This is a genomic window from Embleya sp. NPDC020886 (assembly GCF_044333915.1).
Lineage (GTDB): Bacteria > Actinomycetota > Actinomycetes > Streptomycetales > Streptomycetaceae > Embleya.
In genome coordinates this window covers 161,980-187,940 of the sequence record NZ_JBIRRX010000006.1, presented here as the reverse complement: position 1 = coordinate 187,940, position 25,961 = coordinate 161,980, and the positions used below count along the sequence as shown (strand labels likewise).

24 protein-coding genes are annotated in these 25,961 nt (G+C 72.3%); 11 read left to right on the top strand and 13 right to left on the bottom strand.

The annotated features are described in order from the left end of the window. The first annotated feature begins 122 nt into the window (after positions 1-122). Positions 123-932: a hypothetical protein gene (locus tag ACH4U8_RS22840; protein ID WP_395779761.1), complete on the top strand. Its 810-nt coding sequence runs from the start codon at positions 123-125 to the stop codon at positions 930-932. A gap of 14 nt (positions 933-946) precedes the next feature. Here ACH4U8_RS22840 and ACH4U8_RS22835 read toward each other — a convergent pair whose 3' ends face one another. Continuing rightward, positions 947-1,525: a dihydrofolate reductase family protein gene (locus tag ACH4U8_RS22835; RefSeq protein WP_395779759.1), complete on the bottom strand. Its 579-nt coding sequence runs from the start codon at positions 1,523-1,525 to the stop codon at positions 947-949. Between the two features lie 100 nt (positions 1,526-1,625). Continuing rightward, positions 1,626-2,669 carry a phosphotransferase gene (locus tag ACH4U8_RS22830; RefSeq protein ID WP_395779757.1) on the bottom strand — a complete coding sequence of 348 codons (1,044 nt, stop codon included), beginning with the start codon at positions 2,667-2,669 and terminating at the stop codon, positions 1,626-1,628. A gap of 112 nt (positions 2,670-2,781) precedes the next feature. Here ACH4U8_RS22830 and ACH4U8_RS22825 point away from each other — a divergent pair, with 112 nt between their 5' ends. Continuing rightward, a complete protein-coding gene (locus tag ACH4U8_RS22825) occupies positions 2,782-3,570 on the top strand; it encodes an aminotransferase class IV family protein (RefSeq protein WP_395779755.1) in 789 nt (262 codons plus the stop codon). Here ACH4U8_RS22825 and ACH4U8_RS22820 read toward each other — a convergent pair. Next, a complete protein-coding gene (locus ACH4U8_RS22820) occupies positions 3,561-4,058 on the bottom strand; it encodes a hypothetical protein (protein ID WP_395779753.1) in 498 nt (165 codons plus the stop codon). The two genes, ACH4U8_RS22825 and ACH4U8_RS22820, sit on opposite strands and share 10 nt — an antisense overlap. A gap of 277 nt (positions 4,059-4,335) precedes the next feature. Here ACH4U8_RS22820 and ACH4U8_RS22815 point away from each other — a divergent pair, with 277 nt between their 5' ends. The 3 genes from ACH4U8_RS22815 (at position 4,336) to ACH4U8_RS22805 (ending at position 8,331) form a co-directional block, all read left to right on the top strand. Continuing rightward, positions 4,336-5,616 (top strand): MFS transporter, encoded by a 1,281-nt coding sequence (locus ACH4U8_RS22815; protein WP_395779751.1) that lies wholly within the window; start codon positions 4,336-4,338, stop codon positions 5,614-5,616. Positions 5,617-5,749: 133 nt separating this feature from the next. Further along, on the top strand, positions 5,750-7,105 hold the full coding sequence (locus tag ACH4U8_RS22810) for an NAD(P)/FAD-dependent oxidoreductase (protein ID WP_360311647.1): 1,356 nt from the start codon (positions 5,750-5,752) through the stop codon (positions 7,103-7,105). 53 nt (positions 7,106-7,158) lie between these two features. After that, on the top strand, positions 7,159-8,331 hold the full coding sequence (locus ACH4U8_RS22805) for a methyltransferase domain-containing protein (RefSeq protein WP_395779749.1): 1,173 nt from the start codon (positions 7,159-7,161) through the stop codon (positions 8,329-8,331). A gap of 40 nt (positions 8,332-8,371) precedes the next feature. On the opposite strand, the gene ACH4U8_RS22800 is transcribed toward ACH4U8_RS22805, so the two are convergent. Together ACH4U8_RS22800 and ACH4U8_RS22795 are read right to left on the bottom strand one after the other, a co-directional pair. Further along, positions 8,372-8,728 (bottom strand): VOC family protein, encoded by a 357-nt coding sequence (locus ACH4U8_RS22800; RefSeq protein WP_395779747.1) that lies wholly within the window; start codon positions 8,726-8,728, stop codon positions 8,372-8,374. Positions 8,729-8,778: 50 nt separating this feature from the next. Continuing rightward, complete coding sequence (locus ACH4U8_RS22795; protein WP_360311641.1) at positions 8,779-9,477, bottom strand: hypothetical protein; 699 nt, start codon at positions 9,475-9,477, stop codon at positions 8,779-8,781. A 157-nt stretch (positions 9,478-9,634) separates the two neighbouring features. On the opposite strand from ACH4U8_RS22795, the gene ACH4U8_RS22790 reads away from it, so the two are divergent. After that, entirely contained in the window at positions 9,635-10,024 is a 390-nt protein-coding gene (locus tag ACH4U8_RS22790) for a hypothetical protein (protein WP_395779745.1), read from the top strand. Positions 10,025-10,049: 25 nt separating this feature from the next. Here ACH4U8_RS22790 and ACH4U8_RS22785 read toward each other — a convergent pair whose 3' ends face one another. Then, positions 10,050-10,817 carry an SDR family oxidoreductase gene (locus tag ACH4U8_RS22785; protein ID WP_360311637.1) on the bottom strand — a complete coding sequence of 256 codons (768 nt, stop codon included), beginning with the start codon at positions 10,815-10,817 and terminating at the stop codon, positions 10,050-10,052. A 198-nt stretch (positions 10,818-11,015) separates the two neighbouring features. On the opposite strand from ACH4U8_RS22785, the gene ACH4U8_RS22780 reads away from it, so the two are divergent. Then, complete coding sequence (locus ACH4U8_RS22780; protein ID WP_395779743.1) at positions 11,016-11,846, top strand: helix-turn-helix transcriptional regulator; 831 nt, start codon at positions 11,016-11,018, stop codon at positions 11,844-11,846. Positions 11,847-11,865: 19 nt separating this feature from the next. On the opposite strand, the gene ACH4U8_RS22775 is transcribed toward ACH4U8_RS22780, so the two are convergent. Continuing rightward, positions 11,866-13,038: a winged helix DNA-binding domain-containing protein gene (locus tag ACH4U8_RS22775; protein WP_395779741.1), complete on the bottom strand. Its 1,173-nt coding sequence runs from the start codon at positions 13,036-13,038 to the stop codon at positions 11,866-11,868. A 165-nt stretch (positions 13,039-13,203) separates the two neighbouring features. Here ACH4U8_RS22775 and ACH4U8_RS22770 point away from each other — a divergent pair, with 165 nt between their 5' ends. After that, positions 13,204-13,746, top strand: a complete 543-nt coding sequence (locus ACH4U8_RS22770; protein WP_360311631.1) for a hypothetical protein — start codon at positions 13,204-13,206, stop codon at positions 13,744-13,746. Here ACH4U8_RS22770 and ACH4U8_RS22765 read toward each other — a convergent pair. From ACH4U8_RS22765 to ACH4U8_RS22750, 4 genes are all read right to left on the bottom strand, one after another. After that, positions 13,683-14,993 carry an acyltransferase gene (locus ACH4U8_RS22765; protein ID WP_395779739.1) on the bottom strand — a complete coding sequence of 437 codons (1,311 nt, stop codon included), beginning with the start codon at positions 14,991-14,993 and terminating at the stop codon, positions 13,683-13,685. The two genes, ACH4U8_RS22770 and ACH4U8_RS22765, sit on opposite strands and share 64 nt — an antisense overlap. A 343-nt stretch (positions 14,994-15,336) precedes the next feature. Then, on the bottom strand, positions 15,337-16,386 hold the full coding sequence (locus ACH4U8_RS22760; RefSeq protein WP_360311627.1) for a hypothetical protein: 1,050 nt from the start codon (positions 16,384-16,386) through the stop codon (positions 15,337-15,339). Beyond that, positions 16,383-18,080, bottom strand: a complete 1,698-nt coding sequence (locus ACH4U8_RS22755; protein WP_360311625.1) for a prenyltransferase/squalene oxidase repeat-containing protein — start codon at positions 18,078-18,080, stop codon at positions 16,383-16,385. The genes ACH4U8_RS22760 and ACH4U8_RS22755 overlap by 4 nt, the downstream gene beginning before the upstream one ends. A 274-nt stretch (positions 18,081-18,354) precedes the next feature. After that, positions 18,355-18,648, bottom strand: coding sequence for a YciI family protein (locus ACH4U8_RS22750; protein WP_395779737.1), 294 nt, complete (start codon positions 18,646-18,648; stop codon positions 18,355-18,357). Between the two features lie 160 nt (positions 18,649-18,808). Here ACH4U8_RS22750 and ACH4U8_RS22745 point away from each other — a divergent pair, with 160 nt between their 5' ends. After that, a complete protein-coding gene (locus ACH4U8_RS22745; protein WP_395779735.1) occupies positions 18,809-19,342 on the top strand; it encodes a DinB family protein in 534 nt (177 codons plus the stop codon). Positions 19,343-19,391: 49 nt separating this feature from the next. On the opposite strand, the gene lipB is transcribed toward ACH4U8_RS22745, so the two are convergent. Both lipB and ACH4U8_RS22735 read right to left on the bottom strand, forming a co-directional pair. Further along, entirely contained in the window at positions 19,392-20,066 is a 675-nt protein-coding gene (gene lipB / locus ACH4U8_RS22740) for a lipoyl(octanoyl) transferase LipB (protein ID WP_360311619.1), read from the bottom strand. Between the two features lie 11 nt (positions 20,067-20,077). Continuing rightward, on the bottom strand, positions 20,078-20,782 hold the full coding sequence (locus ACH4U8_RS22735; RefSeq protein WP_360311617.1) for a class I SAM-dependent methyltransferase: 705 nt from the start codon (positions 20,780-20,782) through the stop codon (positions 20,078-20,080). A gap of 264 nt (positions 20,783-21,046) precedes the next feature. Between ACH4U8_RS22735 and ACH4U8_RS22730 the strand changes: the two genes are divergently transcribed. Together ACH4U8_RS22730 and ACH4U8_RS22725 are read left to right on the top strand one after the other, a co-directional pair. Further along, positions 21,047-21,850, top strand: a complete 804-nt coding sequence (locus tag ACH4U8_RS22730) for an enoyl-CoA hydratase (RefSeq protein WP_395779733.1) — start codon at positions 21,047-21,049, stop codon at positions 21,848-21,850. A 291-nt stretch (positions 21,851-22,141) separates the two neighbouring features. Continuing rightward, positions 22,142-24,832: an AAA family ATPase gene (locus tag ACH4U8_RS22725; protein WP_395779731.1), complete on the top strand. Its 2,691-nt coding sequence runs from the start codon at positions 22,142-22,144 to the stop codon at positions 24,830-24,832. Positions 24,833-25,961 lie beyond the last annotated feature (1,129 nt).

Sequence of the window (25,961 nt, the reverse complement as noted above, 5' to 3'; positions counted from 1 at the left end):
GAAAGCGCACCCGCCGCCGGGCCCGACCACCCGGCCGGGTCCGGTGCGCCGGGCGGGAAACGACCCGGCCGGACGGCGGTACGCGAGCTGTGCGGCCGTCCCGACCGGGGCACCATGGATCCATGAAGCGCGACATTTCCCTCGAATGGGCCGGCAACCCGGCGGCCGAGGAACGGCCGGCCACGGAGGTGTACGCCTCCGTGGACACCGGGGCCGGCGTCGCATCCGACCCGGACCCCTCCGGCACCCGTCTCGGGACCGTCACCGCGCGCCGCGCCGGCCGATCGCTCGGCCGGCTGAGCATCCACGGCGACGGCGAGGCCGCGGTCACCACACAGGGCGAACGTGCGGATCGGCTCGCACGCCGACTGGTCCGGGAGTCCCGTACCGGGGAGGTCCCCGCGACCGCCGAGGAACGGGACGCGTTCGTGCGGATGTACCGGCGGGCCGCCGAGCAGGCCCGTGCCGTCGGGGCCCGAGTACTGCATTGGAGCGGCACCGAGACCGGCCCGGAGGGCGAGGCGGCCCGGGCGCTCGCGGCTCGCACCACCGGCGAGATCGCCCGGATCTGGACGGTCGACCCGAACGGGTGGTGGCCGCCGGGCGGCCTGCCCGCCGTGCGGGTACGCGCGCTGCCCCCGCCCCGGGTGGGCCTGATCGGCGAGGGCGCCGAACTCACCGTCGCCGTCGAAGGCGACCGGGCGTACCTCGACGCGGGCGAGGCGATCACCGCTCCCGGCGTCGCGGCCGACATCCTCGCGGCCCTGGTCGCGGAACTGGTGGAGTCGATCCGCCGGAACCACCCGAACGTGCGCGAACTCGCCGTGTTCGAATTCGACGGCGACACCGAGGGCACCGTCCGCCAGGCCCTGCCCCTGGCCGGCCTGCGCATCGAACACCGGGTCTGGGACTTCGAACTCGCCCTCGACTGATCGCCGCCGCCGCGTCAGGTCCGGCGGTAGGTCGCGACGGACATGCCGCCGGCGAGCACCGTGCCACCCGTCCGGGTGAACGCGGTGACCTCGAATCCACCGGACACCATCGGGATTCCGGTGCCGATCAGGATCGGGTAGGTCTTGATCACGAGTTCGTCGATCTCGCCCATCAGGGTCCCCGCCAGGCGCCCGCCGCCCGCCAGCCAGATGCCCTTGCCGGTCGGCTCGGCCTTCAGCTCGCGGACCTTGGCGACCGGGTCGTCGGCCACCAGGGTCACCGCCGGGTCGGGGCTCTCGGTGATGCTGCCGGTGACGACATACGTACGCAGGTGGCTGTACGGGTTCGGGAATCCCGCGTGCAGACCCGGTTCGTAGGTGGCCCGGCCCATCACCACCGTGTCGAAGTGCCGGAACTCGGTGTCCGGCCCGACCCCCACGTGCGGGGCGATATGCGCCGGAAGCGTCTCCGGGTATTCGGCGACCAGGTGCGCGACGACGTCCTCGCCCACCGGGAAGAAGTCGAAGCCGCCGTCCTCGGCGGCGATGAAGCCGTCGAGGGTGGTGCCGACGAGGTACGTGAGCTTTCGCATCCGGGCTCTTTTCCATGGGTGACGTCCAGCAACGACTACAGTTATAGTACTTCACATGTAGTGGTTGCAATCCTTTTCCCGCGTCGTGCCGCCGGCCCCCTCACCAGGGCCGCGCCCCGGGCTCCGGCAACGGCCGCAAACCCGGCCAGCCGGTGACCATCCGCCCGCGCAACCGCCTTGCCAGCAGGCCCAGTTCCCGCAGCGGCTCGGATGCCGTGTCGGCGACCACGCCGAGCCGGTGCACGAGTCGCTCGCGCGCCGAGACCGAACCCCACGTGAAGTCGGCGACCGGTACGCGGGCCAGTTGATCGGTGCGATCCCGATGCGCCCGTTCGACCAGCGCGTCGCCGCGGATCAGCCAGCCTGCGCACGCGTCGGCGATCCCCGCCCCCGGATCCGCCGCCTGCCCGGTCAGCGCCCGCCGGGTCGACGCGTACACCGCCTCGACCTCGGCCAACGGTGTGGCCGGCACCGCCATCGCACACCAGCAGGTCGGGAAGCCGATCCGGAGATAGGCGAGTTCGACCAGACCGTCGCCGAGGGCGGCCTGTTCGAAGTCGACGAAACGCACCCCGTCGACGGTCCGCAGGTCGTTGCCCGGACACGGATCGCCGTGCAACAGGGCGTACCGACCGGCCGGATCCAGCCGGGTGAGCAACGCGGCCAACTCGCCGGGCACGCCCGGCGGGATCGCCACACCCAGGGTCGTGGCCAAGGCCAGGAACGACTCGGCGTCGGCGTCGGTCGGTGGTCGCCACGCGGGCAACGCGCCGGCATCCGCCGGTCCGGTCAGCGCGTGCAGCCGGGCCAACGCCTCGGCGTAGCCGGGCAGCCAGTCGTCCGTGCGCCCCAGGTCGTCCAGGTATTCCAGGACCATGACGCACCCATCGGGATCGGCGCCCAGGACCCGGGGGCCGACCGGGCCGCGGGCGGCCAGCCGCAGACCCGCGACCTCGCGGGCGAACCGCTCCGGCGCGCCGTACCGGTGGTCGCCCCCGTCGGTGATCTGCTTGACGATCGCCCGCTCACCGCCCAGCTCCACCCGCCACACCCGCGAACGGGGGCTGCTGTCCAGGAGTTTCGCCTTCTTCGGCGGGCCCAGCGCGGCCCGCAACGTATCGCCCATCGGCACCCGAAACCTCATGGAACGAACACCCTAGCCGGCCCCGCCCGGGCCACCGCGCACCACGCGCCCGCGCATCGACGGCGGCCACACCCGGGTCGGGGCCCGCCGCCCGGGCCGGCAGACTCGCCGGGTGGAGATCAACGGCGCCCCCGCCCACCCCGACGACCTCGCCGCGCCGGCCCTGTCGAACATCGGGCATTTCACCTCGATGCGCGTCGCGGACGGCCGGGTGCGCGGGCTCGACCTGCACCTGGCCCGCCTGGTCCGGGACTGCCGGGTCGTGTTCGACGCCGAACTCGACCCGGAACGTGTGCTGACCCTCGCCCGCCGGGTCACCGACGACCGGCACGACACCTTCGTCCTGCGGGTGACCGTGTTCGATCCGGCGATCGGCCTGGCCGATCCGACCGCACCGGCCACGCCGCACATCCTGATCACCACCCGGCCGGCCGGACCGTCGGCGCTGCCGCCGCTGCGGGTGTCGCCCTCGGTGTTCCGGCGCGACCTGCCACAGGTCAAGCACGTGGGCCTGTTCGGCCAGTTGCAGCAGCGCCGGCGCGCGATGCTCGCGGGCTACGACGACGCGCTGTTCGTCGAGCCGGACGGCCGGATCGCCGAGGGCGGCACCTGGAACATCGGCTTCGTGGTCGGCGACCGCCTGGTGCGTCCCGACGCGCCGTGCCTGCGCGGCGTCACCGCCGACCTGCTCCAGGCCCGACACCCGGCCTCGACCCGCCCGGTCCGGATCGACGAACTCGCGTCGATCCAGGCCGCGTTCGCCACCAACACGGCAATCGGCGTACGCCCGATCGGCGCCATCGGCGAGCACGAGCTGCGCACCGACCACCCGCTCCTGGCCACCCTCGCCGACACCTACCGCGCGCTCCCCGGCGACCCGTTGCGCCCGGGTCAGGGGTAGTCGAAGAACCGGATCCACCACGTCGGCCCGTCCTCGACCGTGTAGTGGTCCGCCAGCCGACTCGCCCCGTCGTACGTCGTCCGCAGCAGATCCTCCGGCACGACCCGATAGCCCAGGTCGTCGAGCGCCGCCTCGACCCGCTCCAGATCGGCCGGCGCCACGTACGCGGGCGCCGCGCCGACCGGGTCCTCGTCCGGCGTATCGACGCTCGTGACGACCAGATCGCCGAAGTTGCTGACCACCAGGGTGACTCGTCCGGTTCCCGCCAACGCCGCCGCCGGCACCACGATCACCCCGTGTCGGCTCGCCGCCCGCGCCGTGCCCTCGACCGCACACCGACACCCGAAGTCCGCGTCCAACCGCTCGACCAGCCGATCGAAGCGCTCGGCCGTGGCCGCCGCGTCGTAGTCCGCCGGGGCCGTCAGATGCTCCGGGTCGTCCAGGGCGCGCAGCAGCGCCCACGCCTGGTCTTCGTCGAGCAACGTCATGGGTCAACCGATCCGTGCGGTCCGCGGCGCCTGCGCATACCCGAGAGCGGGAACGAGCACACAACGACATGTCCGCTTCCCCACGACCGTCGATCGTCCGGCGGGACACCCGCATCATGCCGGCCACCGGCTCGCCCGCGCCGGTGCGATGATCTTGCCGTCCCGACAATCGCCCGCCGCCGGCGACGGTCGGCATCGCCCCGACTCGGGGCGGGCCGAGTCCGTGAGTCACGCTGTGCGTCGACGCGTCCCTTCCACATCTGGTGGTGAACCCGGCATGACCGCCTTGGACCCGGCGATATCCGAGTCGTCCGACCCCGAGCGGGTCGACCGATCGGCGCTTCAACGGCGGACCGTGCGCACCCTGATCGCCGCGCAGGTGGTCGGCGGCGTGGGGATGGGGTCGGCACTGACCGTCGGCGGGCTGCTCGCCGAGGACCTGTCCGGATCCAAGAGTTGGTCGGGTCTGGCGACCACCGCGATCACCCTGGGCGCGGCACTGTTCGCGATCCCGATGTCGCGCGCGGCGACCCGGTACGGGCGTCGGGTCGCGCTCACCACCGGCTGGGCACTCGCCACGCTCGCGGCCGGCGGGGTGATCCTGTCGGCCGTGCTGGAGTGGTTCCCGCTGCTGATCGCCGCGCTGCTCGTGTTCGGCGCGGGCACCGCCGCCAACCTCCAGTCCCGGTTCGCCGCGACCGACCTCGCCGACGACGCCGGCCGGGCCAAGGCCCTGTCGATCGTGGTGTGGTCGACCACCGTCGGCGCGGTCCTGGGCCCCAACCTGAACGAGCCGGGCGCCGTGGTCGGGCGTGCCCTCGGCCTGCCCGAGTTGGCCGGGCCGTTCCTGTTCTCGATCGTGTCCTTCGCCGGCGCGGGCGCCATCCTGTGGGTCGCGCTGCGCCCGGATCCGCTGCTGATCGCCCGGGCCGACCTCGGCGACCGGCAGCAGCCGCGCGGCGACCTGCGCAGCGCGCTCGCGGTGATCCGCCGGGCGCCGCAGGCCATGCTCGGTCTGGCCACGGTGGCGTTCGGCCACGTGGTGATGGTGTCGGTGATGGCGATGACGCCGGTGCACATGAAGGACCACGGCACCGCGTTGACCCTGGTCGGGCTGACCATCAGCCTGCATATCGCCGGCATGTACGCCCTGTCGCCGGTGGTCGGCTGGGCCGCCGACCGGTTCGGTCGCATCCCGGTGATCCTGAGCGGCCAGTTCGTGCTGCTGCTCGCCGTGTTCGTGGCCGGCACCTCGGGCCACTCCACGTGGCGCACCATGGTCGGCCTGATCCTGCTCGGCTTCGGCTGGTCGTGTTGCCTGGTCGCCGGCTCGGCGCTGCTCGGCGAATCGGTGCCGGCGGACGCGCGAACGGGCGTGCAGGGCGTGTCGGACCTGCTGATGAACCTGGCCGGCGCGGCGGGCGGCGCCGTCTCCGGGTCGGTGTTGGGCCTGGCCGGCTACGGCGGTCTCAACCTGGTGGCCGGCTTCCTGACCGTCCCGGTCCTGTGCGTCGCGGCCGGCTTCGCACTGGGCCGATCCCGGCGCCCGGCGGGCTGACCGCCCGAGCCGCCGGCGCGCCGCCTCGGATGGCCCGCCCCGGTCGTGGCCCGCCGACGAGCCCCATATGTTTGAACAAAATGTGCCAAATGGTCGCGGGTTACCTGCCCCGGCCTTCCCGGAAGGGGCAACCATGGTGCAGCGGGTGGTCGTCGTCGGAGCAGGATTCGCCGGGTTCGAGACGGTGCGCAAACTGGAACGAACCCTCGGCCCGCGCGAGGCCGAGATCGTGCTCGTGAGTCCGATGGACTACATGGTCTACCGGCCGCTGCTGCCCCAGGTCGCGGCGGGCGTGTTGTCCTCGCGGACCACGGCGGTGCCGCTGCACCGGATGCTCAAGCGCACCCACGTCCTGCCCGGCGGCGCGATCGGCGTCGACCTGGCGGCCAAGGTCTGCGTCGTACGCAAGATCTCCGGCGACATCACCAACGAGCACTACGACAAGCTCGTCCTGGCCCCGGGCAGCGTGACCCGCACCTTCGACATCCCCGGGCTGACCACCTACGGCCACGGCATGAAGAACCTGGCCGAGGCGGTCTACCTGCGCGACCACGTGATCGCCCAGTTGGAGATCGCCAACTCCAGCACCGACCCGGCCGAGCGCGCGTCGCGCTGCCAGTTCATCGTGGTCGGCGGCGGCTACGCGGGTGTGGAGACCGCCGCGTGCCTGGAGATGCTCACCACCAATTCGCTGCGGCACTTCCCGCGCCTGGACCCGGCGCAGGTGCGCTGGATGATCGTGGACGTGGCCCCGCGCCTGATGCCCGAACTCGGCGAGAACCTGGGCAAGGCCACCTTGCAGATGCTGGCCAAGCGCGGTGTGGACGTGCGGCTGGGGATCAGCGTCCAGGAGATCACCGAGGACTCGGTGACGCTGACCACCGGCGAGAAGTTGCCGTGCCGGACGCTGGTGTGGACGGCGGGCGTCACCGCGAGCCCGCTGGTGGGCACGATGGGCACCGAGTTGGTGCGCGGTCGGCTCTCCGTCGCCGCCGATCTCGCCGTGCCCGGCAACCCGGACGTGTTCGCCCTGGGCGACGCCGCGGCCGTGCCCGACCTGGCCAAGGGCGACGGCGCGATCTGCCCGCCCACCGCGCAGTACGCGCACCGGCAGGCCAAGATCGCCGCCGCCAACGTGGTCGCCTCGCTGCGCGGACAACCGCTGAGCCCGTTCCGGCACAAGGACCTGGGCCTGGTCGTCGACCTCGGCGGCACCCAGGCGGTGGCCCGGCCGCTGGGCCACGAGATGCGCGGCCTGCCCGCCCAGGCGATCACCCGCGGCTACCACCTGATGACGGTGCCCTCGATCCGGGCGCGCACCCGGGTGTTGTCCAACTGGGTCCAGCACGCCTTCGCGGGCGACGACCTGGTCCGGCTCGGCTTCATGTCCGACCTGGACGGCCGGATGGGCAACCTGGAGAAGACCGACGCCTACCTGTCGGTGGACGAGGTCGCCGCCCGCACCGGATCCCGCGCCGCCCACCCGTGAGCCCGGACTCGGTGCCGGGTGCCGACGCCCGTCCGGGCGGGTACACCGGGGCCATGAACGACGAGCACACGGCGGCCCGGCTGCGGGCGGCGCTGGTGGAGCGGCTGTGGGTGACCGGGAGCGTGCGCACCGAGTCGGTCGCGGACGCGATGTCGTGGGTGCCGCGCGAGGTGTTCACCCCCGGCGCCGGCTCACTGGCCCGTGCCTACGAGGACCGGGTCGTGGTGTTGTCCACCGACGAACGCGGGCTTCCGGACAGTACGGTCAGCCAGCCGGCGATGGTCGCGCTGATGCTCGAACAGCTCGCCGTCCGGCCCGGGATGCGGGTGCTGGAGATCGGCACCGGAAGCGGCTACAACGCGGCCCTGTTGGCCCGGCTGACCGGCCCCGAGGGGGAGGTGGTCAGCGTCGAGGTGTCCGCCGAGTTGGCGGTCGCGGCCGCCCGGCGGCTGGCCCGGCTCGGCACCCGGGTGGACGTGCGGACCGGGGACGGCTGGGTCGGGGTCGCCGACCGGGCGCCGTTCGACCGGATCGAGGCCACCGTGGGGGTGCCGGACCTGCCGCCGGCCTGGGTGGAGCAGCTCGCGCCGGACGGGGTGCTGGTCGCTCCGATGTGGCTGCGGCCGGGCCTGGAGCTGGCCGTCGCGTGGCGGCGCGGCACCGGTGGCATGTTGGTGAGCACGTCGGTGGCGCGCTGCGGATTCCTCCAGTTGCGCGGCCCGCATGCCGGGCCGGGCCGGACCCACGCGCTGACCGGCGACCTCGCGGTGATCGGCGAGGATCTGCCACCGGCCGCGTTGGACGTGTTGCGGGGTCTGCTCGACCACGGTGCGGTGGACGCGGGGCCGGTACTGGGTCCGGTGGACGTGCGGCTGACCGGATTCGCGTTGGCCGAACCGCGCTCGGTGTTGTTCCTGGGGCATCCGGGCGACGGGATGACATGGGGTCTGTTCGACCCGGAGCGGCCCGCGCTCGCGGTGCTCATGCAGGACCGGATCCTGGTCTACGGCGACCGCGACGCGGCGGTCGACCTGTACTACGGCGTGGCCGGCGCGCCGGTGGTGAACGCCGACCGGCTGCGGCTGGAGGCGATCCCGGTGGCCCCCGGCCTCCCGGACTCGGCCGACACGCCGAACGCGCCGGACGCGCCGGACGCGCCGGACGCGGGCGGCCGGACCTGGACGGTGGAGCGGGAGCACTACCGGTATCGACTCACCGAGACGTGAGCCGATCCGCGGCGCGATCGCCGGGCCGCGTGTCGCCGGGCTACACGGGGGTGCGCAACAGGCAGAACTCGTTGCCCTCGGGGTCGGTCAGCACCTGCCAGCTGTTGTCGCCCTGGCCGATGTCGGCGGGCTTGGCACCGAGTGCGAGCAGCCGGGCCAGTTCGCTCTCCTGGTCCGAGCCGATCGCCGGGCTGACGTCGATGTGCAGCCGGTTCTTGACCGTCTTGCCCTCGGGGACCGGCTGGAACAGGATCGTGGGCAACGATCCGTCGGGCGCGTTCAGTTCGATGTCCTCGCCTTGCACGGTGAGGTCCCAGTCGAGCACTCGGCGCCAGAATTCGGCGAGGGCGGGCACGTCGTTCGCGTCGACGACGAGTTCGGAGAACACGGCGGCCATGGTGGCTCCTGGGCTCGGGATGGGTGAGGCGGACCCGGACGGGTGATCGCTCACTGGGGCGGCAGCGCGCGGACCACCTGTCCGAATCGCGCGGATCCGGTCAGCGTGGCGTGCTCCGGCCCCTGCCAGTTGACCTCCAGCTCCTCCAGGATGCCCTCGTGCCACCAGAACATCCCGGTGGACAACGGCTGCTGATCCCGGGTCAATCCCTGTGCGGTCTTCAGTACGAAGCCGGCCATCCCCACGGTGCGCTGCGAGGTCAGCGGCAGCGCGAGCAGGCAGTTGTCCACCGGCAGCGAGACCAGCGCACCCGCGCGCAGCGGGTCCCCGATCGCCTCGCCGAGCCGGAACAACTGGGCGGAGCCGGGCCAGCCCTGGCCGAGCAGCGAATGCAGCGTGCTGCCGGTGGAAATCTCCATCGGCGTGCCGCCGTAGCCCTCCATCCGCAGGTTCGTCGCGGCCTGGAGCCAGACGTCCTCGACCGCCATGCCCCACTGCTGCACCATCGGCGTCTCGACCGTGACGGCGGCGCCGTCCGGGCCCTTGACACACGCCACGGCGACGATCTCGCCGCGCTCGCCCAGCGGCCACACCATGCCCTGCATCCCCAGGTGCGGGCCGGGTCGGCTGATGATCAGCCGCAGGTCCTGGCGGATGCGATCCGGTGGCGCGCTCATCAGCACGCCGCGCACGTCCTGCCCCCAGGCGGTGTTCTGCGGGCTGCGGGACTGGCGACGAAACAGCGCCACGGGAGGCTCCTCGTGCGGGTGGCGGGCGGGCCTGACAAGTCATAGTCAACACCCCCCGCCCGGCGCAACATCAGCGGGCACGACCACCCCCGCGGCGATCCCGGTCGGGGCTCGACCGGGTCTTCCTCTCCGCACCGACGAGTCACATCATCGGACGATGGAAATCAAGGGCTGGGCGCTGGTGCCGGAGATGGCCGGGAAGTACCGGACCGGCTACGTGCGCGTGAAATGGCCGTTGGCCAGGCTACGGATCGAGACCGGTCTGATCGGTCTGCGAAGCCGCCCGGCGTGGGTGACGACCGCGTTCAACGGCGAGCCGTTGGCGGTGAGTTCACCGACGGACATCGAAGTGGTCTTCGCGAGCGTCGGGACGCTGCGGCTGCCCCTGGTGGGCGTGCGCACGGCCACCGGGCTCACGTACTACTTCGGGCCCGGTCGTGGCACCTACTTCCGGGCCTCCCGCCGCGTGGCCGAAATCCTCGACCTGTGCGAAAGGGAGGGCTTCACCGTGTCCCGGGAGGCCCGCAGGCTCGACCTGACCGGATGATCCGCCGGGCCCGCGCTCGGGCGCCTCACGCCTGGCGGGTCGGGAGGATGACGATCTGGCGCAGGTTGACGTGGCGCGGTCGGGTCGCCACGTAGGCCACCAGGTCGGCGACGTCGGTTGCGGACAGGCTGCCGATCGTGTCGAACATGGCGCCGAGTTGGCCCGATTCACCCAATTCGGCGTTGTCGATGTGCGAGCCGAGCTCGGTGTCGGTCAGGCCCGGCTCGATGTTGGTGACCCGGACGTCGCGCGGGCCCAGTTCGCTGCGCAGGGACGCGGACAGGTGGCTGAGCGCGGCCTTGGTCGCGCCGTACACCGCGTAGTTCGGGAAGGTCACGTGGGCGCCGATCGAGGAGATGTCGACCAGGTCGGCGGGCCGCCCGTCGGCCGCGGCGGCCACCAGGTCGGCGGTGAACGCGCGGATGATCCGCAGCGCGCCGGTGACGTTGGTGTCGATCATCCGGGTCCACTCGTCGATCCGGCCGTCGTCCACCGGGTTGGGCAGCATCACCCCGGCCGAGTTGACGACCAGGTCGACCCGGCCCAGTTCGGCGCGGATCCGGGCCGCGCCGGCGTCCACCGACTCCTGGTCGGTGACGTCGACCACGACGGCGAGGGCGGTGCCGCCGGCGGCGTCGATCTCGGCGGCCAGGTCCTTCAGCCGATCCTCGCGGCGGGCGAGCAGCGCGACGTGCGCGCCCTGGGCGGCGAGCAGCCGGGCGGTCTCGGCGCCCATGCCGCTGGCGGCTCCGGTGACGACGGCGATCCGACCGGCAAGCGTGGTGTGGCTCATGGGAGGGCTCCAGTGGAAGCGGGGCGGGGCGTGTTCCCCGCCGACTCACCCCACCTTGCCGGTGCCCGCGAGACGCACCCAGACCCCGCGTTTTCCTGGGTCTGCTCGTACCACCTTCGGGGCCGGGGCGACCACGCGCGCCGCCGGACGCGGTGCTGCTCGGCGCGGGATCGAGCGCACGCCCTAAGGTCTTGGGGCATGAGCAACGCGTCGTTCGAGCAGCTTGGTGACTTCCTGCGTGCGTGTCGGGCCCGGGTCGCGCCCGAGGAGGTCGGGCTGCCGGTGTTCGGGCGCAAGCGCCGGGTGGCCGGGTTGCGGCGCGAGGAGGTCGCGCAGCTCGCGGGCGTGAGCGTGGACTACTACGTGCGGCTGGAGCAGGGCCGGGGGCAGCACGTCTCGGATGCCGTGCTGGACGCGATCGGACGCGCGTTGCGGTTGGATCCGACCGAGTCCGAGCACATGTGGGATCTGGCCCGGCCGACCCGGGCGGGTGTGCGGCGGGTCGCGCCGTCGACGGTGCGGCCGGGCGTACAGGTGCTCCTCGATCGCATCGACGCGCCCGCGTTCGTGCTCGGGCCGTGCATGGACGTGGCGGCCTGGAACGCGGCGGCCGACGCGGTGATGGGGTTGAGCGCGATGGCGCCGCACGAGCGCAACATGGCGCGGCACACCTTCCTGTCGCCGGACGCGGGGCGCTTCTATCCGGATTGGGAGCGGGTCGCCGCCGATACGGTCGCGTTCCTGCGTCTGGACGCCGCGCGGCACGCCGCGGATGCGCGAATGGCCGCCCTCGTCGAGGAGTTGACGGCCGGCAACCCGCGCTTCCGGCCGTTGTGGGACGCCCACCAGGTGGCCGAGAAGACGCATGGCAGCAAGCGCCTGCGGCCCGCCGACGGCAGCGTGCTGGACACCGCCTACGAGAGCCTGTCCTTCCCCGGCGACCCCGATCTGCTGCTGATCGTCTACACGACCGCGCCGCGTCCGGTACGCCCCGGCATCGAGCCGGCGGCGACGGCCGGCCGGGCCTGAACCCGGCCCGGCGGCGCGCCTACGCGGTCAGTTCGCGGTCCAGCGGGACGCGGAAGCGGGGTGTCACGCAGGTGCCGGCCAACCATGCGGCGTGGCGGGCGACTTCGGCCTCGATCGCCTTGGTCGCCTCCGGCGGGAGGTCGGCGACCAGTGCCTGCCAGACCAGCTCTCCGTCCGCCCGGGTGGCCCATCCGCCCACGACCCGGCCGTTCCACCACACGGTCGGGCCGATGTTGCCCATCCGGTCGAACAGGCGCTCGCGCAGCTCGGGCGTGATGTACCAGTCCCGTGCCTTCCAACCCATCGGCGTGGCGTCCAGCGCCGGCAACAACGCCGCCCACGGCTCCGGTGTCGGCCCCGGCTCCTCGTCGCCGGGCCGTACGTAGCCGACGCTTCCGTCGTCCAGTGCGACCTCCACCGCGCGCACCGCCGCGAGCGCGTGTCGGGTGTCGGTCATCGTCCAGCCGGTCCACCACTTGAGGTCGTCCACCGTCCCGGGGCCGAACGCGGCCAGCCAGCCGCGCACCAGTTCGGCCTTGGCCTCGGTCTTCCCGATCTCCGGCAACGACGGTGCGATGGCGTAGCGGAATCGGCTGGACAACCACGACCCCTGCGGCCGGGCCCGGACGATCCTGCCCTCGCAGGAGAGGGTGAACAACAGCCGCGTGGACACGCCCTGGTTCGCCTCGTACGGCTTGCCGATCGCCACCCGGATCTGGGTGCGCAACTTCGGTACCACCTCGCCCAGTTGCATCGCCGTCGCCTCGCCCAGCCCGGTCAGCGCGGCCACGGTGGCCTCCTCGACCTCGTCCAGCCACGCCTGGTCGTAGCCACCCGACGCCAGGAACTGGAGCATCACCCGGCGCTGCGTGATCGCGACCGCGTCGGTGCTGGAGCGCTGGACCACGTGCACGATCTCGCGCGGGACCACGTAGACGGTGCGCCGCATGCCGGGCATCCGGACCAGCGACTTGTCGTCGTAGAGCGCCCGTTCGACCTCGGTCGACGACGCCTCGGCCAGGCGCGCGCACAGGGACAGGTAGACCGTGGCGGGGTCGGTGGCGTGCAGCAGGAGCACGGCCCGGGCCGCGTCCTCCGCGTTCGCGGCTCGCGCGCCGGGCGCCAGGCGATGCCGAATGCCCAAACGCGCTCGTCGTTCGTCGTCGCTGATCCGTGGCAACGCAGTGCTCATGCGCCGACCATAGGGGTCCGGTCCGACATGTGGCCGGGAATCATACGGCGCGGCGATTCCGGATCGTTTTACCGTGGCGGGTCGGTACACGGAAGAATCGAGTACCGAGTAGCGCGCACCGAGTTCCTCCCCCGTACCACCGCACGTCCGTGTGAAGGAGTCACCATGCCGTCTGCGGGATCGTCCCGATTCGATTGGCGTCGAATGACGCTCGCCCGCAGGGCGGCGAGCGCGGGTGGTCCGCGCCCACCGAAGGCCGGGAACGGTCTGGTGATCGGGGCGGTGATCATCGGGGCGATCGTGCTCCTGGCCTGGTGGTTGTTGTCCTCCGGCGGGAGCGACAACGGCAAGAAGTCGGCCGCCGCGACCGCGCTGCCCAACGCGTCCGGATCGGCGAATCCGTCCGCGCGCACGAGTGGCTCCTCGGTGCCCACGCCCACCTCGACGGCCAAGATGGCGGTCATCGCGCGCCAGTCGATCGGCCTGGAGATACGGGAGAAGCCGGGCAAGGGCAAGACCGTCGCCGAGGTGAGCGCGGGCACCAAACTGACCGCGACCTGCCGGGCCAAGGGCACCAACATCTACGGCTGGCGTGGTGGCAAGAGCGATCAGTGGGTGCTCGTGACCACCGGCCAGGGCACCGGCTACGCGCCCGAGGCGTGGTTGGAGACCACCGGCTCGGCGAAGGACCTGCTGCCCGTCTGCTGAGCCGCCGGCGCGGGCCCGGACCCCCGGGTGGATCGGGCGAACCGGGCCGACCGCCGGCCCGGCGCCCGTTCGCGGCCGATCAGCCACGGGCTCAGCGGGGTCCGCGCGACCAGCCAGGCGAAGCCGGCGGCCGCGACGGTGACCACGGCCGCCAGGACGGCGGTGTCGACGGCGGGCGACCAGGGCAACGCGGCGGCGAATCCGTTCAGTTCGAGCAGTCGCAGGATCATCGGGTGCACCAGGTAGACCCCGAAGGCCAGTTGCGCGCCGCGCGCGGCGGCGGGCCGACTCGGGATCGGCGTCCGGGCTCGTTCCCAGCGGCCGGCGACGGCGTACAGCGCGAGCACCGCGACCGGCCCCCACAGCAGGCTCACCGGCTGGGTGGCGATCGAGGCGGTCGCGGTGTCCCGGCCCGCGGCCACGGTGTGCCGGTACCACGCGTAGGTCAGCGCGAGCGTCGCGAGCGTGCCGACCGCAATGGTCCTGGTGTGCCCCAGGACCCAGGCGTGGAAGGCGTCCAGGTGCACCGCGGCGAGCGCGCCGGCCAGCACGAAGAAGCCGTAGGTGGGCAGCAGCATGCCGCCGTGGACGCGATACCACTCCAGCGGCCCGCTCAGCGGCGTGGGATGGAACAGCACCACCAGCGCCGCGAGTTGCCCGAGTCCGGCGATCGCGAGGAGCAACACGTGGCGACCGGCGCAGGCCCGGACGAGCTTGACCAGGAGCGGGAGCAGTACGGCGATCTGGAGCGACACGAGCAGGAAGTACAGGTGGTACCAGGATCCGCCCCAGACGATGCCGCCGCGCAGATCGCCCAGTGCGCCGGGCAGGTCCTGTCGGATCCGCACGTGGTCGCCCAGCACCCAATAGGCGGTGGACCACAGCAGATACGGCACGCCCAGGAGCTTGAACCGCTTGCCGAGAAAGGCCCCGACCCGCAGCGGGCGGCCGTAGGCGCTGTGGAAGAGCACGAACGTGCTGACGAAGAAGAACACCGCGCGCGTCGAGTGCAGGACGAGCTGGGTGAAGGCCGGGCCCTCGCCCGGGAACGGGTAGGTGACGCCGATGACGTGCACCACGATCACGCACACGAAGGCGATGTCGCGCATCAGGTCGACCCGGTGCAGATGCGGCCGGCGACCGGTGCCGCGCGCGTCGGTCGGCGCCGGTGCCGGAGCCGGAGCCGGTGCGATCGTCGGGCGGAGGTCCCGGGCCCGCTTGTCGTGGGTGCCGAAGGAGATGGCCATCACCGGGCGCCTGCCCCGAAAGCGGCGATCACCTCGCCGCGGGCCCGCCGATTTCGCCCGGGTGCGACGGGCGGTCGCGCCCTCCGAGCGGGGTGCGAGCCGGATCGAACCGCAGGACGCGGGGTGCCACAACGCGGAAAGTCCATGTAGGCAGCATGGACGTGCTACATGAGCGAATGATTAAAGCGGCCCCGAAGACCCCTTGACGTTGCGTCAGGTTCGGGCAAAATCCGCCGACGCGCACCGGGCCCGGTCCGGCGGACAGACAGGGCCCGGTGCGTGTCGGCGGCCGGATCGAAGGGTGAGGCGGCGGACGTCGGGCGGGGTTCGGGCCGGATACCGCTCAGCCGCCCGGCTGGGGATCCGGGACGAACACGGCGCGGTCCCGGTGGAAGGTCATGGTGCCGGCGGTCGAGCCGTCCCAGCCCAGTCCGGCGGGTTCGTAGCGCTTGCTGACGGTGGCCCACCACAGGTTGGAGGTCATCACGTGGCCCACCTCGTCGAGGTAGGCCCGCATCCCCGGTTCGCCGCCGTGCGGCCCGGCCATGATGCGATCGCACAGGTCGAGGAACTTGCGTTCGGTGGCGTCGATCAGCCCGCAGATCTTGTTCATCGCGCCTTCGAGGTCGAGCCCCTCGGCCTCGCCGAGGTAGTAGACCAGGTTCACCCGGTCGTCCATGACCAGTTCCTTGCGATACGAGACCAGGTCGTTGATCAGCGTGTATCCGTCTATCGCGGTGTCGTGCAGGGCCACCATCTCGGCGGTGCGAAACGCCTCCTGGGACAGTGCGACCCCCGGGACGCCCTCCTCGGCGAAACCGAACAACCAGCGCACGCCCAGGCTGTGCCGACGGTCGTCCATGTAGGTGTCGTAGTCGGATATGCCGGCGTCGCGCCAGCTCTCCAACTCGGTGGTGAAGCCGTGCGCGAAGTCCTCCATGTAGGAGACGAAGCGGATCCAGCGGGCGGGCGGCATGCGCTCGCGCAGCCAGGAGAAGTCCTCCCGCAGAGGGGTCGAGCCGTCCCCCCAGCCGAGCAGGTCGGACATGAAGCGGCCGAAGACGTTGCGGGTGGCGAACGAACTGCCGCCCAGCCCGGCCTTGTCGACCAGGCTGTTCTCGATGCCGATCAGGTAGTTCATCACCTTGGCGGTGGTCAGGGCGAGTTCGTAGTCGGCGTGTGGCACGGACAGCGCCACCAGCAGCGTGCCGTCCACGTTCTTGTCGATCCGAGCCGCGTCGCCGGCATACGCGAAGCCCAGATGGCGGTGTGCCCACCAGCGGGATTCGCGCATCAGCCGGTCGGTTTCCGGATGGAACGTCATCGGCAGGAGGTTCGCGAGCTTCGGCAGATGGAAGCTGATCGGGAGGTCGACGACGGTGGGTGTGCTCACGCCGGGCTCCTTTCGCCGGTCTGCGTCGGAGTGTTCCTGCCCCCGCCGCGCGATCCGGCGGTGCCGGGTGCGGGGGCGCGCAGAGTCGTGGGGTGTGCTGCCGACCGGCCCGGGCCGCACGGGCTGCCCGGACGGCGGTGCGATCGCAGGGCCAGTCGATTGCCGAGGTGACCCAGGGCCAGCAGGGTGAAGTGGTCGGCCAGGCACGGGATCACGTACAGGAACGGTCTGGTGCCGAGCATGTCCGGCACCGACTCGATCCCGCCGTCGCCGCGTTGCGCGCCCAGCAGGTGCTCGACGCCGCGCGCCACCGGGCGCGGGTCGCTTTGCCGACACAGCGCGATCAGGGCGTACGCGGTGCTGATCGCGTCGCTGGGGTCGCCGGGTTGTTGGCCCCAGCCGCCGTCCGGGTTCTGCCCCTCGCGGATGGCGCCGAGGGCCCGCTTGACGGTGGCCCGGTAGGCGTCCGGGCCGCACGCGTCGATGGCCAGCAAACCGCGGAAGATCGCGTGGAAGCGGCTGCGGCTCCAGTCCGGCTCGAACGTGCCGTCGGGGCGCTGCGCGGCGGCCAGGAACCGGCGTCCGGCGGTGATCCGTTGCACGTGTCGCGACGAGCGTACGCTCAGCGCGTTGACGGCGGCGGCGGTCATGCACGCCTCCGAGGGCGCGCCGGTGATGTACGTGGGGAATCCGCCGTCCGGGCCCTGGTAGGACCACAGGGCGCGGAGGCCGAGGTCGATGGTGCGCCGGTAGCGCACCGGGTCCGTCGTGTGCAGGAACTCGATCGCCACCGAGGTGTCGTCCACGTCGGCGAGTACCGCCGCGTCGGTGTACGACCAGCCGCCGTCCGGTCGTTGGCCCGCCGCGAGGTGGTCGCCGATCCGCCGGCGGACCTCGTACGGGGCACCGGAGGCGTCCAGCGCGATGCCCGCGGTGACCGCACACCACGTGTCCGTGTCGGTCACGAACGGCACTCCGCCGTCCATGCGTTGGTGGGCCAGCGCCTTGGCCACGCCGTTGACGAGCAGCGCGTCCAGGTGCGGGCGGTCGGCGAGGGCGTGCAGCACCAGCAGGTGCACCAGGAGGTTGCCTTCCCAGACCCCCGAACCCTGCTGGGTGTCCAGGAGCAGGCGCAGTTCGGCCGGGGTGATCTCGTCCGCGTGGCCGGTGAGGTCGGCCAGCGCGACCTTGAGCGCGACGGTCTGCACGTGCGCCCACGGGTGCAGGTTGCCGGTGTCGAACGCCCCCGCGTCGAAGGGCCGTCGGGCGGCCCGGCGCGGTGGGCCCAGCAGGGCCAGGACGGTCTCCAGCATGACCCGCTTGCGCACGTTGAGAAACGCCGGCGCGCGTTGCAAAAAGCGGTCGAGCACATCGCCCGCATCCTGCTCGGAGGGCTCGCCGACATGGCCTGAAGCAATCGTTGCCAGCAATCGATCGAGGGGTTCGGCACTGTCCAGGCGATCGGTGAGGAATCCGGCCACCCGACGATGGTGATCGGCCTCTATGCCGGTGCGCTCCAGAAGGCGCAACAACAGTGCCGATTCGAGCACCCGGCTTCGACACGGACCGCGCACCGCGCCGTCGGGGCGGACCGAATCGGCGACGCGTCGACGCAACCGAGCCGTGGCCACCGGCAGTTCGGGGACGAACAATTCCGCAGGCCACCCCGGCAACCGGGTGTCTCGCACGCGCATCGGTCAGCGCCTCCCCCACACGTCCTGTCGCAAGCTGTGCCGTGCTATCCGGTGTACGGGTATGGCGCCGAGCGGGCAATGGGTACTGCGGTCGGGGGGACTCGGCGCGGAATGCGCGCCCCGGCAAGTGGAGGGCCCCATCGCTCGAACCGGGTGTGTCCTCAACACGAAATCACCCGAAGGCGTGAATGCGGAAGCCTGTACTCGTTTGTTGTCTGAATTGGTGAGTAATCGCCATCAAATGTGCTGGAAATGAACGGCTATTGACGGCACTTCAGACCACCGGGAGCAGCCCTTCGAGTCCGGGAGCGGTCCTGGTGGGCGCGAATTCGACAACGTCGTACGTCGCCACGCCCTCGCGTCGGAACGGATCCTCCGCCAACAGCGCGTCGAGCGCGTCCCGATCCGCGGCGCGCGCCAGGATCACTCCGCCGGTCCGCGGCACCCGACGACCGGAGGCCACCAACGCGCCGGCCGCATAGTGGCGGTCGAGCCACTCCAGGTGTTCGGGCATGAGCGCATCGACGTCCTCGATGGGGGCGGTGTAGGTCAACGTGATCACGAACATGCCCCGATCGTAGGGCGTGCCGGGGGCCGGCCGAGGGGGGGTTGTGCCCATTCGGCACGCATCGGTCCCGGGCGGACGCCCCGATCCCGCCCGGGTGCGCGGCGTGGGCCCCATTGCCGCCGCCTTGTTCGAGCGGGGTCGGTTGGGCCATTCTCGGCACATGATCACTCCCGAGACCAAGAGCTGGACGTGGGTCCTCGAGTCGGCCTGTCCCGACTGCGGCCTGGACACCCCGGCCGTCCCGCGTACCCGGGTCCCCGCCCTGACCCGCGCCAACGCCGCCGCGTGGCACGAGTTGCTCGTCTCCGGTGGCAAGGAACTGCGCATCCGGCCGAATCCGGACACGTGGTCGCCGACCGAGTACGCGTGCCATGTCCGCGACGTGTTCGTGCTCTTCGACGAGCGCCTGCGGCTGATGTTGACCCGGGACGCCCCGGACTTCGCCAACTGGGACCAGGACACGACGGCGGTCGAGTCCCGCTATGCCGAGCAGGACCCGGCTGCGGTCGCGGTCGACCTGGTGGCGGCCGGTGCCACGCTGGCCGACGCGTTCGCGGCGGTGACCGAGGAGCAGTGGGCCCGTACCGGCAACCGCAGCGACGGCATGGTCTTCACCGTCGAGTCCTTCGCGCGCTACTTCATCCACGACCCGATCCACCACCTGTGGGACGTCACCGGCGTCCCGGCCGGCTGACCTCGCGGCACGTCCGCCCCGACCGGATGGGCGGCCGACGAGCGAGTTCCTACCGTCGGGTGAGTTCCTCGCCCAGCGCCTCGGCCACCGCGTCGCGGACGGCCGACTCGGTCGGTGTCGCCCGGCCGGTTTCGGCGGCGAGTTCGGCCAGGGACGTCATCGTGGTGTCCGGGAGGGCACACGCGGTGAACGTGGTGAAGGCGCTCAGGTCGGGGTCGATGTTGAGCGCGAAGCCGTGGCTGCTGACGCCGCGTCGGATCCGCATCCCGATGGACGCGAGCTTGCGGTGGTCCGGAGTCCAGATGCCCACCAGGCTCGACGCGCCCGCCGGGGTCTCCCGCCGGATCGCCGGGAAGCCGAGTGTGTCCAGCGCGGCGAGCAGGCCGTTCTCCACCCGCCGCACCAGATCGCCGGGCCCGAGCGCCCGCACGTTCACCACCAGGTAGCCGATCAGTTGGCCGGGTCCGTGATAGGTCGCGTGGCCGCCGCGGTCCACCTCGACCAGCGGGATCGGCGACGCCGGATCCGGGAGGTCGGTGACCGGGGTGCGTGCGCTGTACGTGATCACCGGCGGGTGGGTGAGCAGGAACAGCCGGTCGGGAGCCGACTCCTGCTGCCGCTCGGCGACCCAACGGTCCATCTCGACCTGCGCCGTCGGGTAGGCCACCACGCCCAGGTCGACCCGCAACGGCGTGGTCGTGTTCCGGATGCCCTGCTCGTGCACGCGCCGACCTCCTAGGCGGTCGTCGTATCGTCGGTGCGGCGCCAACGCATCGCGGTGGCGAAGGACAGGTCGACGAAGTCCGCGCCCGGGAAGACCTCACCGTAGCGGTCCCGGTACTGCCCGCGGGTCAGATAGTGATCCGACATCAGGTGGTCCAGCCAGGCCGCGCCGGTGCGGAAGCGGTACAACCACCAGGCGTCCCGGGCACGCATGCCCCGCAGGTCGCGGGCCAGTTCGCGCGCGGCGCCGGCGATGTACTGCCGGCGTGTCGCACCCGGCACGGTGGCCACGTTGTCGACCAGGACGATCTCGCCACCGGGTCGCACCAGCGATTTCAGGTGTGTCAACGCCGCGCCCAGGTCCGGGAGATGGTGCAGGGTGCCCATGCTCAGCACCAGGTCGAAGCCCTCGCCGTCGTGCACGTCGGTGAGCGAGGCGACCCGGTAGCGGACGCGCTCGTGCGGGCGTCGGACCCGCGCGACCTCGATCAGCGGCGCGCTCACGTCCGCCGCCAGCACCTCGACATAGGAGCCGGCCAGGGCCAACGCGTGCCGGCCGGAGCCGCAACCGGCGTCCAGCGCACGACCGCCGGTCAATTCGAGCCCGGCCAGCCACTCGCCGAGGGGGTCGCACAGTCCCGCATAGCGGTCGTAGTCGCCCGCGAAGGCGTCGAAGAGCCGGGGGTCGGCCTTGAGCGGTTTCATTGACTTGGTCAAGAATGGCTTGCGTGTCCCGAACCACGTACGGGTCCCGAACCAGGTGCGCACCGCGGACCAGGCACGCGCCCCGAACCGGCCACCCGACGCCGCACGTTTCGCGTCGGCCGGCTCGCGGCCGGCCGCCCGGTCGACGATCGGGCGATTCGCCCCGATCAGTGCCACCGGAACGGCATTTGCACCCATTCGTTCCCCGGTTGCCCGGTCCGACGCCGTGCGACTCGAAGCCCTTCGCCCCTCAATCATGCCGAGGATGACGCCCCCATGTCCTTCGTACTCGTCGACAAACCCCGCCCGCACATCACGCTCATCACCCTCAATCGACCGGACCGCATGAACGCCATGGCTTTCGACGTCATGGTCCCCTTTCGTGAGGCGCTGGAAGCCGTGAGCGCCGACAACGATACGCGTGTCGTCATATTGACCGGCGCGGGGAGGGGCTTCTGCTCCGGTGCGGATCTGGAGAATTCCGGCCGGATCCCCGGCATCAAGGGGTTGACCCGAACCAGCATCGCCCGTCGCTCGATGGAGATCCTGGACGACGTGATCCTGGGACTGCGCCGGATGCATCAACCGGTGATCGGCGCCATCAACGGCCCCGCGATCGGCGGCGGCTTCTGTCTCGCCACCGCCACCGACATCCGAATCGCCGCCGACACGGCCTACTTTCGGGCAGCCGGCATCAACAACGGACTCACCGCGAGCGAGCTCGGAATCAGCTATTTGCTCCCCCGGGCGATCGGGTCGTCTCGGGCATTCGAGATCATGTTGTCCGGACGGGACGTGGACGCGGCCGAGGCCGAGCGGATCGGACTGGTGTCGCGCGTGGTGTCGGGCGAGAAGTTGCTCGACGACGCGTACGAACTCGCCGAGCGGATCATCGGGTTCAGTCGAGTGGGGGTGGAAGTGACCAAACGGTTGCTGTGGTCCGGCATGGAGGCCGGCAGCATGCACTCGCACATGGACCACGAGGGGCACGCCCAGTTGTACGTGCGCCTGACGACGCAGAACTTCGAGGAGGCCATTCGGGCCCGCAAGGACAAGCGGCGGCCGGAGTACAAGGACTGACGGACATTCGGACAGAGCTTGAGGCCGCCTTCGGCCGACCGGCGGCGACCTCCGGCGGAAGTTCAGCCGAAAGGCTGACGGATATTCAGCCGGATGCGGGCGTGACGTCGACCCGATGTCGGTGTCACATGTCCGTAATTACTTGGTCCGGACTTCACACGTTGAGTGAATGTTGAACATGTGTTGACCGGGAACGGGCAAGCTCAGGCTCATAGTGCGGCGGTCCGGCCGGATCCGGCGGGGCCGCCGCCCACACCGCGGGGGTGTGAGCGAGATGCGAGGAGAGTTTCCGTGCTTCACGGAAGGAACGACGAACTGGCCGCCGTCACGGCACTGCTGCAGCGGACGCGCGCCGGTGACGGCGGAGCGGTCGTGCTGCGCGGGGCCGCGGGGACGGGCAAGACGACGCTCCTGGCCGAGGCGATGTGGGAAGCGAAGGGGATGACCGTCCTGCGGACGGCCGGCCCGCGCGGCGGCGGCGCCCTCCCCTACACCGGGCTCCGCCAACTCCTCGCCGGCCTGCACCCCAGAATCGGCCGCCTCCCGCACACCCGGGCCCAGGCCCTGCGCACCGCACTCGGCCTGGCGCCGGGTGCGGCCGACCGCGGCGTGGTGGCCGCGGCGGCCTGCTCACTGATCCTGATCGCCGCCCGCGAACAGCCCGTCCTGCTCCTCGTCGACGACACCCACTGGCTCGACGCGGCCTCCGCGGCGGTCGTCTCCTACATCGCCGGCCGCGCCGAGGGCCTCCCGATCGCCGTCCTGCGCGCCACCCGCGAAGGCGCGAGCGGGGCGCCGAAGCCGACGGAGGGCGGGAGCGAGGGCACGGCGGACGCGGCATCGTCGGTCGACGACGCGGCCGGCGCGGACACCGTCGCCGCCGACCTCGACGAGCCGGCGACGAACGTCGCGACGCCGAGCGAGGCGACTCCCGACCGGGACGACCTCGACCCGAACCACGCGCGATGCACCGCATCGACGGACCAACCCTCGACGCTCGAACACACGTCCGACACGGGAACGTTCGAAGCCGGCACCACACCCGACGGCGCCGAGCGGGAGGGCGACCCTGAGTCGGTCGCCGCCCCGGGTGAGTCGGGCACATCGAACGGGTCGCCTGCCGAGCAGCCGATGTCGCCCGGGCGGGCCGCCGGAACCGACGTGTTCTGGGGTGCCGAAAGCCGGGAAAGCGGCAGCGGCGCGAGCGCCGGCCCCGTCCCGGGCGCGGACCGGCCCGTCGAAGCCGGGCGGGTTCCGCCGTCCTCGGAGACCGGCCGAAGCAACGGGCGCGACCACGAGCAGAGCGGCAACGAGACCAACGACGCGAGCGACGACCGGAGCAACGACCGGAACAACAACCGCAACGGCAACCCGCACAACAGCCGGCACGACGACCAAGGCAGCGGCCGGGACGGTGGGCGCGGTGCCGCCGCCGAGGCCGGGGCGCGTCGGTCGGGGTCCGGTGCGGCGGTCGCCGGTGGGGACGTGTCGTTCGCGGCGCTGCCGGAGGACGCTCGCCGCCTGCTCGCCTTGGCCGCGCTCGAACCGGCCGCCGACCTGGACCAGTTGGCCGTCGCCGGTCGCCGCATCGGGATCGGACGGAGCGCTCGGCTCGCGGTGCTGCGAGCCGGTCTGGTCGACGCCGCCGAACATCGGGTGCGCTTTCGAAACGCGGCGGCGCGCGAAGAGGTACGCCGCTCGCTCACCCCGGCAGAGCGCCGCTCGCTGCACGGGGCACTGGTCTACGCCGCGAGCGGGGCCCTGGCCTACCGGCGACCGTGGCACCTGGCCGCGCTCGCCACCGGCCCGGACGCCGACCTCGCCGCCGCCCTGGAGGCCGGCGCCGGCCGTACCCGCCGCGAACTCGGCGCGGGTGCCGCCGCCGCGACCTGGGAGCAGGCCGCCCGGCTGACCTCGGACCGCCCGGTCGCCCGCCGCCGGTACGTGGCCGCCGCGTACGCCGCGTGGGAGGCCGGCTTCCCGGCCCGCGCGCGCACCCTGCTGGACACCGCCGACGCGACCGACCTGGACGGCGTCGCCGACGAGGGCTCCTCGGCACACTCGTCCGGCACCGCGATCCGGCTCCGCGCCGCGCTGCGGCATGCCGAGGGACATCGCTCGGAAGCGGGAGCGCTGCTCCTGGAGGCGGCGCATGGTCGCGCCGCGCTCCTGCTCGCCGCGACCGGCGCCGCCTGGGAGGCGGGCGACCGGGCCCGGACGACCCAGGCCCGCGCCGCCCTGTCCGCCCTCCCGCTGGCCGCCGACGACCCGCTGCGCACCGTCGTGGCCGCCCTCGGCGCCGACGGCGTCTCCCCCGCGATGGTGGCGCCGGCCACCCGGGCCCGGCTGTACGGCCTGGGCATCGCGCTGTGGGAGGTCACCCCGCTGGCGGTGCACGCGGCGGCCACCGACCAGGCCGCGTACGAGGTCCTCCTCGACGAGGCCGCGGTCCTGCGCACGCACGGCGCGCGCGGCGCCCTGGCCGCGGCACTGATGCCGCTCGCGGTCGCCGGCGCGCTGTCCGGGCGGGCCGTGGAGGCCGAAACGCACGCCGCCGAGGGCCTGCGCCTGGCCCGCTCCACCGGCCAGGGCACGCTGGCCGCCTGGTTCCTGGCCGCACTCTCGATGGCCGCGACCACCCAGGGCCGCATCGCCGAGGCCCGCGACGGCGCCTGGCAGGCCCTGCGGCTGACCGGCACCACGGGGCTCACCCCGGTCGGCGCCTACGCCCTCTACGCCCTCGCCGTCGTCGAACGCGCCGAGGGCCGCACCGAAGCCGCCTGCGAACTCCTCGCCAAGGCCCTGGCCGCACCCGCCGGCGCCCTGATGGAAGTCCGCATCCGCGCCGAACTCGCCACCGCCGGCCCCAACCGCACCGGCCTCGCCGCCCTCCCCCCACGCCCCACCCACCCCAACACCCCACCCCTCGCCCTCACCGCCCGAATCCCCCGCACCCCCCAACTGGCCACGGGCAGCGCGTAGGGAACACCTCCGGGGCGGGGGTGGTGGTGGCTTGGCAAGCGGGGTGGGCCAATGGGGGCGCGGGTCGCGGGCGCAGCGGGCGGGGTAGGCGGGTCGCGAGCGCAGCGGGCGCAATGACCGGGTCGCAAGCGCAGCGAGCGGCGGGGCCGAGTCGCGAGCGCAGCGAGCCGAGAAGCCCAAGACGCCAGCCGAACCCGACGCCGGGGCCGGGGTCGCGAGCGGAGCAAGCCCAATGACCAGGCCGCGAGCACAGCGCGTGGGCGGGGCCGAGTCGCGAGCGCAGCGAGCCGAGAAGCCCAAGACGCGAGCCGAACCCGACGCCGGGGCCGGGGTCGCAAGCGGAGCGAGCCCAATGACCAGGCGGCGAGCACAGCGCGTGGGCGGGGCCGAGTCGCGAGCGCAGCGAATCGAGAAGCCCAAGACGCCAGCCAGACCCCACACCGGAACCAGCGTCGCAAGCGCAGCGAGCCCAATGACCAGGCGGCGAGCACAGCGCGTGGGCGGGGCCGAGTCGCGAGCGCAGCGAGCCGAGAAGCCCAAGACGCCAGCCAGACCCCACACCGGAACCAGCGTCGCAAGCGCAGCGAGCCCAATGACCAGGCCGCGAGCACAGCGCGTGGGCGGGGCCGAGTCGCGAGCGCAGCGAATCGAGAAGCCCAAGACGCGAGCCGGACCCGACACCGGGGCCGGGGTCGTGAAGCGCAGCGAGTGGGGTGGGCGGCTTTCGGCGATGCAACGCTGCTTTTTATTGGGCGCCTTCGGCGCCGGCTCGCGAGGCACCACTTTTTTGCTCCGTCGCAGGCTCCTCCACAAAAAAGTGGCCCCTCGCTCGTGACTTCGTGTCCCTTCGCTTCGCTACGGGCCACGAAGTCAACGTTCTGCGGCTCCGCCGCTCTCCGCGCTGCGCGCGTCGATCACCAGGGTGGGGCTGGGTCGGGGGCGCTGACGCGCCGGGGCGGGCAACGTTGTTCGGCGGCGCGCTCTGGACGCTTGGCCACCGCCGTGGTCAAAGCACGCACCCTCGACTCGGGCCTGTCGTTCCGCTGCCTCCACGACATCGGTCCCGCGCGCCTCGGCGCCTCCGGTCCGCTGCGCCTGCAACCCGGCTCCGCCGACCGCTTCGCGGTGG